Source organism: Shewanella sairae (assembly GCF_023283535.1).
In the GTDB taxonomy this organism is placed as follows: Bacteria; Pseudomonadota; Gammaproteobacteria; order Enterobacterales; family Shewanellaceae; genus Shewanella; species Shewanella sairae.
Genome location: NZ_JAKILT010000112.1, coordinates 1 through 5,274 on the forward strand (window position 1 = coordinate 1; position 5,274 = coordinate 5,274).

Below are 5,274 nucleotides of genomic sequence, written 5' to 3' on the forward strand. Positions count from 1 at the left end.
CGTAGTCATAGGATGTTCTCAGAATGGGATTTGTTCTGAGATTATCTAAACGTTGCCCCTCAAGGAATCCGTCTTATATTGATCGCTTACGTTTTGTCATTTAACACCTCAATTATTGGATTATATTCTATTATTAAAGTGTCCTGTTTGATTACAGCAGAACATATTGCAACAAAGCCGTTATATTGCGCATAATTTCTTAAGCGATAAACGGCTTTCTTTATATGATGGAGTTTACGCTTATTATGTTTGTGAGGCATTTGTTAAATAATTAAGATGGTAGGCTCAATGTAAGATAATAACTTATCTTATAATGATTACCTATCTGTTGATTATTTGAGCGCTGCAACAAAGCCACAAGACCCTCTTATATTATTCGCTTACAATATTAAGTTATCATATTTGATATAATAGAAAAAAAAGCCCGCTGAGAACTATGGGGATTCCATAAGGTATTCCGCGTGAAACTGTTGAGCAAAAGGACGCTGGTGCCAAATACATTAACACAACCAGACCTCCACCTAAAAGTCCGGTAGTGCACAGCATCAGAACTAAGAAATGAGGGTCTATGCCAATTGAAAATGCTGTAATTAATTTAACATCTCCTCCCCCTAACACTTTTAAAAACCATAGTAGGATAAATAATCCTAAAACAATTAATGCAGCCAGCAATGAACGAGTTAAGAAACCGCCCGCCCATGCATTTATTAAGCTGATAAGTAAAATGTTGAGAACTAAGATATTTGGTATTTCTCGATATTTTACATCGTTATATATGATGAGTAACGATATTACGGTATAAAAAAACATTATGGCTAGCATTTTAGGCCCTGCTAATAGTTACTTCTTGTAGAACAAAAAATGAATGACTAAGGGATGGCTATCTTCGCACAGAGTCTGGCTGTTTATCAAAAAAGCACTTAAATAGGCTTAGCCTTACATTTAAAATGCCTTTATGAAGTAATTTAACAAATATTGTTGATAATACAGCTATTCGTCAGGATACAACAGAATAACAATGTTAAACTTCAAAATGACCCGAGGTATCATTAATCAAGTTTATGATATATTTGTATACATCAGAAGTACCGTCTTCTGCATGATAGATGTTATCTCCAAAACACGCCTCCATATTTACTTTATCCATTCCCGAAAGTCGAACATTTATAGTAATAAGAGCCATACTCATTTGGGTCGGTGTTCCGCCTATCATTGAGAACCGATTTGGTTTTCCCTCTACTCTCGATTTTACTTGATTACAAAATGAGTATCTATCAAGAAAAAAAGATGAAGTGTGTGGATATAAATCTAATCCATCAGTGATGAAAATAAAAAGTTGCTCTGGATTCGTTATATTAGGGTTATTCGTTGCAATATTGACAACTCGTGCCCCATTAATAATTGCATTGGAGTGATCAGTCCCCCCAGAAGGACTTAATTTTTTGATTTTTTGAATTATTTCTGAATAATTTGTTGTTGATATTTCAACTGTGCGGGCTAATGCTGAACCGCTTTTATGCGTTAAGTCTTGATCCTTCCAAAACTCTTTATCCTTCCACCAGTCCTCGATGTAATGCAACTGAGGTTCAGTAATTGTATAACTGTACAAATAGTGTGGGTCATCAAAATCGTATATGACATCTGTCTCGAATGGAATTAATGATATTCTTGTTTTAAATTCAGGATTCTGGTTACCCTCAATATATTTTATCGTGTTTATCATAGTGTTTTTCATCATTTCTATTCGACCGTTTGAGTACATAGAACCACTAATGTCTACTATTAAATAAATATCCATTGGCCGCGCCTTAGTACGTTTAGCAGTTATTTTACCGCCGCTAACTTCAAACTCAGGCTTGAAAAAAGGTTTCTCCCCTTGGCTCAGCGGTAGGAAATTCAACCATGAATCATGTTTTGTTGTTACGCGGATGTGATTTCTTACATAAGAACTCATCTGACCAACCATGCAGGGTTCACCATATTCACACTTTTCTTTAGCGTATTCTATTTCAATCCGTCTACTATCTTTAAGATACAATTGAATTACAGACTCTGCGTAGGTACGGTCGTTAAACTCACTTTCGTCTTGGTCTACTCTAGCTATTAGTGCAAGCGCTGCAATTTCACTCGCTTCTATATTTCGAATATGTGACAGGTATTGTTGTGAGACATAGGTCACAAACAAAGCTAAAAGTAGCATTGCAGGAAGAAAAATTAAGAGTACTACAGTAGCTGAACCATTATTTTTTGTTAAACAAATCATACTTATATTCTCGCAAATGAATAAGCTGTACTCTCAATTTCAAATATATCTCCAGTTGCTACCCCCAAAATATCAAGTGGGATTTTATAGCATAGTGTAACTTGATAAAGTGGAAGATGAACCGAATTGACAATACTAGTATCCTCTCCCGATGTCTTAGGAAGTAATTTCGAAACGGTATTTAAGTCCAAATTCGCTATACTATCATTAGGAGTACAATTATTTTTTTGCAACTTCTGTGTTACCAATTTATTACCATTTTCAATTGAAATATACTCCATATGCATACCTAGTCTATTTAAATCAAAACTTGAATCCATCCTCTGTAGAGAGGACGCTATTAAGTCAAATGCTTGATTGATTACATGGTCGCAGTTAGATTCGGAGCATAACTTTAGTTGATGGTTAAACAATTGTTTTCGCTCAGATATAATCGTCACCGCAGAGTAGGCAGCTCTATCTAACGGCCCTTTTTTATTAAATGCTAGTAAATGATTAAGCATTAAAACTAACATCCCTGATAGAACAACTAAACCAATTGCTAGTTCTATCATGAAAACTCCTTTCATATATACTTTACTATTCATCGCAGTCCTTCCCAAAAGATGGAAATAAGCATCGTTCATATTCTTGAACTGTTATGATTTCTCGAGTGATTGGTATCGATTTGAACCAACTTAAAGCTAGCGGTTTATAAAGATATTGAAGCCTGAATATTGAAATCACCCCGTTTGAATAGGAAGTTGAAGCCTCTGGACAGTTATCAATAAGAATGGCTGGATCTGAGCATTGCACAAGAGAGCTGTAATTTTTAAAATAATGTGCACTGACACTAATACTTGACTGAACAGTTGTATCACCTAAAAGGTGACCACTAAATGTAGGATCCAGCAGCTTTGATTTTATAATGTCAATGTAATCCCCTGAAATATCGTTTACGTCAATTTTTTTTGCATAAAAAACAGCATTAGCAAACGCATGTTCAGTTGAGCTTATAGCAAACAGTAAAAAACAGAGTTCAGCCCAAAGTAAAATAACAAACAGCAGTATAGGAATCCCTATAGCTGATTCAACAGCTACAGCCCCTCGCATCCGAACTATATTGTTCATATTAATGATTGACCTTAATGTATGAATGCCCGTTATTTACAACAAATGCATCTTTCACGTTTATACTACGCATATAATCCGTTGCTTCTTTAAAAGTAGGAAAAGATCCAATGCTATATTTCACCCAATTTTCTGTTGTATGTACATATATTTCCTCGTGTTGATTTTTAAGCAACTGGAGGTGTTCTCTTGCCACTGTTTTGTTTGATATCGCCAACACCTGAATTCGGTATAAAGCCCCTCTATGTGACGAGTCGAAACGATTATGCGTTAAAGATGTTTTGTTATTTATCTCGGTTTTAGATGAATTGCTGGTAATACGCTCAAGTTGTGGTTTCAATGGATTGATTAATGTCGTTTCAACTATCCGATCTTTGGAGTAATTATCCAGCGTTGTCCTAATAGAGAGTTGCCTCATTTTTTCATCAGCCTGTATACTGTTAGATACTGAGTTATTTGAGTTTAATAAATTTTCATACATACTCTTAACCTGACTTTTTTGATAATGAGTTTTCAATACATTTAACAATAAGTTAAATTTCTTCAAATGTATTAATGTTAACACATAGTTTGAACGCACCTTATTAACATTTGGATAATCACGGTACAGTTCCGTGAGAATTTGGTTTGCAGCAACATAGTCTTGCTTTAATAGATTAACAACGGCAATATTATTTTTGGCTTCCATGTCGGAGCCCCCGACTTTCCGACTATCCTCAAACGAGGCTATCGCTTTGTCGTATTCACCTAATCCCGTAAATATTTTACCTTTTAATAAATAATACTTATCATGCTCCCCACCGTATTTTTTATAACGCTGAACTTCAGCCTGAGCAAGTAAATACTCTTTTCTTTTATATAGGATGCAAGCCTTTGCGTATATGTTATTAGGAATTTTTAACTCTTCTTCTGTGTAAGTGTTTGTATAAAATTCTGCAGAAGAAATATCCCCTAAATTTAAATAGTAATTTGCTAGTTTGACTTTGTATTCAGGGGTATTTTTTAAACCTTCCTTGTAATGCTCAATTAACTTTTGATTATCACCAGATGAAATGAGTAATTGCTCTTTTATCTGTCTAACTTTTGACAAATGAACTTGCTCCGAATCTAAGTTGGAGCAACCATGCAACAAAATACAAACGAGAAAAATCTTTTTTGTCATTTCATGAATATCCGCATTATACCAGGTGCAACAATAAGGACGACAATAGGTATCATAATAAACACTATCATAGGGATGGACATTTTTGCGCCCATTTTTCCGACTTTCTCTTCAAGTTCTAACATATTAACCTCCCTCATATCACTTGCTAAAGATGTTAAAACCGGCCCAATTGATGTGCCAAATCGGACAGCGTTTAATAACGTAACACTGAAACTCCTCGCTTCATTTGTTGGTATTGTTTCAGAAAAATACATCAAAGCTTTCTCAATTCCAACAATTTCAGTTCTATCAACGGTTTTTTTTAAGATAAAAGCCAAGTCTCTATCAATAATAACCATTTCTTTGGAGAGATACGACAAAGTACTTTCGGTTGTCATTCCAGTGTTAATGCATATACTCATTAAATCCGATAAAAAGGGTAGCCTACTACTTATCCTTGAAATGTTGCGCTTTCCTTTTTTTGAGATGTATATATCAGGGCCAATAATAAAAAAAACCAACCCAACAAAACTCATTACAATAAAGAATATAAAAGAAATGGAGTTATTATACAGACAGTAAGATAAAACTGAAATCACAATAAAAAATGGAATTACTTTAGCTAGATAATAAATGTTTGAAATGTATTCACTATAAATGCCAGCTGTTTCCAGTTTTTGACGAATATCTTTCTTATTGAACTTGAAACTGCTTATGAAAGCCGACACCCAATATGGAACATTACGTTTGATTGAGT

6 protein-coding genes are annotated in these 5,274 nt (G+C 34.5%); all 6 read right to left on the reverse strand.

Annotated features, from left to right (window positions below; translation table 11 throughout):
* Nucleotides 1–396: 396 nt before the first annotated feature.
* On the reverse strand, nucleotides 397–822 hold the full coding sequence (locus tag L2748_RS24675) for a prepilin peptidase (protein ID WP_220783050.1): 426 nt from the start codon (nucleotides 820–822) through the stop codon (nucleotides 397–399).
* 199 nt (nucleotides 823–1,021) lie between these two features.
* The gene (locus L2748_RS22925) at nucleotides 1,022–2,263 is read right to left on the reverse strand and encodes a vWA domain-containing protein (RefSeq protein ID WP_220783049.1); all 1,242 of its coding nucleotides are present in this window, start codon (nucleotides 2,261–2,263) and stop codon (nucleotides 1,022–1,024) included.
* 2 nt (nucleotides 2,264–2,265) lie between these two features.
* Nucleotides 2,266–2,889 carry a tight adherence pilus pseudopilin TadF gene (gene tadF, locus L2748_RS22930; RefSeq protein WP_338091018.1) on the reverse strand — a complete coding sequence of 208 codons (624 nt, stop codon included), beginning with the start codon at nucleotides 2,887–2,889 and terminating at the stop codon, nucleotides 2,266–2,268.
* Nucleotides 2,843–3,373 (reverse strand): TadE family protein, encoded by a 531-nt coding sequence (locus L2748_RS22935; protein ID WP_220783047.1) that lies wholly within the window; start codon nucleotides 3,371–3,373, stop codon nucleotides 2,843–2,845. Before L2748_RS22935 ends, tadF begins: the two co-directional genes overlap by 47 nt.
* Nucleotide 3,374: 1 nt before the next feature.
* Nucleotides 3,375–4,535: an SPOR domain-containing protein gene (locus L2748_RS22940; RefSeq protein WP_220783046.1), complete on the reverse strand. Its 1,161-nt coding sequence runs from the start codon at nucleotides 4,533–4,535 to the stop codon at nucleotides 3,375–3,377.
* Nucleotides 4,532–5,274: type II secretion system F family protein (locus L2748_RS22945; RefSeq protein ID WP_248957775.1), on the reverse strand; the 743-nt coding region annotated here is incomplete at its 5' end. The genes L2748_RS22945 and L2748_RS22940, both read right to left, overlap by 4 nt.

Bases quoted from the DNA above. Each gene is read 5' to 3' on its own strand.
- L2748_RS24675 (WP_220783050.1), bottom strand. From the start codon at position 822: ATGCTAGCCATAATGTTTTTTTATACCGTAATATCGTTACTCATCATA.
- L2748_RS22925 (WP_220783049.1), bottom strand. From the start codon at position 2,263: ATGATTTGTTTAACAAAAAATAATGGTTCAGCTACTGTAGTACTCTTA.
- tadF (WP_338091018.1), bottom strand. From the start codon at position 2,889: ATGAACGATGCTTATTTCCATCTTTTGGGAAGGACTGCGATGAATAGT.
- L2748_RS22935 (WP_220783047.1), bottom strand. From the start codon at position 3,373: ATGAACAATATAGTTCGGATGCGAGGGGCTGTAGCTGTTGAATCAGCT.
- L2748_RS22940 (WP_220783046.1), bottom strand. From the start codon at position 4,535: ATGACAAAAAAGATTTTTCTCGTTTGTATTTTGTTGCATGGTTGCTCC.